Origin of the sequence: Acinetobacter sp. WCHAc060033 (assembly GCF_004209125.1) — a bacterium.
Classification (GTDB): Bacteria; Pseudomonadota; Gammaproteobacteria; order Pseudomonadales; family Moraxellaceae; genus Acinetobacter; species Acinetobacter wuhouensis.
Window position 1 is genome coordinate 1 of record NZ_SGSW01000132.1, and the last position, 1,867, is coordinate 1,867.

1 protein-coding gene is annotated in these 1,867 nt (G+C 41.5%); it reads right to left on the reverse strand.

Annotated elements, in window-relative coordinates; translation table 11 throughout:
• Window positions 1–129 precede the first annotated feature (129 nt).
• The coding region (locus tag EXE10_RS20830) for a DUF2345 domain-containing protein (RefSeq protein WP_130114583.1) at window positions 130–1,867 on the reverse strand (1,738 nt) is incomplete at its 5' end.

Sequence of the window (1,867 nt, forward strand, 5' to 3'; positions counted from 1 at the left end):
ATCTCTTTTACTACTTTATTGTTTTGTAAAATATAAACCTTATATTTTATTTTTTTCAATGCATCGCCTCTTTGTCGACTAAATTGAAAAAAACACTCTTTAATATAATACTTATCCATTTTTCACCTATTAATTTTGTATAATTTTATATTTCGATCCATTTTTATCAGAAATATGAATTCCTATTTGCTCTGGTCCTTCAGTTTGAAATCTTTCAGTTTTACCATTTGCATCTGTCTTACCAATTTTTTGAGTACCATCTTTACTAAATGCTACATATTCTATATTTTTTGCAGGGTTGCCTTTCTCATCAACTATTTCAAATGTTAAATAACATGGTGACAAATTTAATTTTAAAGGAGGTATCTTAACCTTGGCTCCGCCCGTAAACTTCTGCTGCCCTGACTTCACCTCAAACAAACCACCAGTTGTTGGAAATATTCCTGAACCATTGAGCTTCACTTGAGAACCACCAGCAGTCAGATTAATTTCTTTATGACTTGTGATATACACAGTATCCTCAGTCGAAATAATTTGAATGCCTTTACGTGCAATCACATCAAGAGCATCACCCTGTGCTTGAACCTCAACTTTACCTTTTCCTGCAAAAAGCCGTGCGCCTTCTTGCGCTGCAAACAAACTGATCTTAGAACTTGCATGACCAATTAAAGATTTCTGCGTAGAAATATTGATACTTTCACCTGCACTATGACTAATCTGTTTATCCGCTGAGATATGAATATCTTCATTGCTTGCTAAGGCGATTGAATTCGGTGCTGCAAGTACCATCACCGCAGATTTAAATGCATCTGCTTTTTTCGGATCGTCTTTGGCTAAGTTGTCGATAAAACCTTTGATATTTTCAAGAATCTCAAGTGGATCAGTCTGCTGATTCTTAGCAACTTCGCTTAAAGCTTTGGAGTTGTTGAGGGAGTTTTCAAGTTGTTGTTTGGCTTCTTTGGCATCAAGGTGTGTACCTGTTGCTTGATCTTGTTTGTAGGTGGAAAGAAGTAAGCCTTGCCCTGCACGTATTGCGCCCCATTGATCAGTTCTCAGCTCAAAGCCTTCACCACGTCCATCACTGGTCTCTTTGTCTTTGGGATGGCTCAGGTTTCCGAGATTGAGTTGGCTTGCGCCATGACTATTTTGCAGTTGTGTGCTGATTTGTCCTGTGGTGTCGTCAAAACGCAGTTGTCCAAAGCCTTCGCCTTGGTATTCTTTGGAACGAATACCTGCGAGTTTTTTGGTGTCAGGTAACTGTCCCTTTTTGTCGAATTGGGTTGGACTACGTTGGGCTTCGTGGATGCGTCCAACCACAAATGGTCGGTCGATGTTGCCATCAAAGAAGTCGATTACAACGATTTCGCCAATTCTCGGGAGGAATCTTGCGCCGTAGCCTTCTCCTGCCCATGGGGTGAGCACATCTACCCATGCGGAATCTGTGTCGTTGTCGTTTGTTCCTGCACCGCCATCATGTCCATGGTCTTCTGTTCGAGTGAATAGGAAGCGTACTTTGATGCGTCCCCATTCATCCACATAGATTTCTTCTCCACTCGGTCCAACTACTTTGGCGCGTTGTGGATGTGTGCTTGGTCGGTGTTGGAGTGGGTTGTATTCTGGAACTGTGGTGATGTTGCGTCGTTGTACGATGAGGCTGTTGGCTTGGCGTTCTTCTGTCGTGCTGTTTGTATTAGTTTGGGTGTGGTTCGCCCAATTGCTTTCTTGTAGCAGTTTGTTGATCTGTTCAGTGAGATCTTTAGGTAAGTTGTTTTGGTTGTAGTAGTTTTTTTCGGTGATCAGAAATTCTTGGTCTGATCCTTCGTGTTGGTCGATCTCTGGGTGTTCGGTGAATTTGAACCAGTAGCCA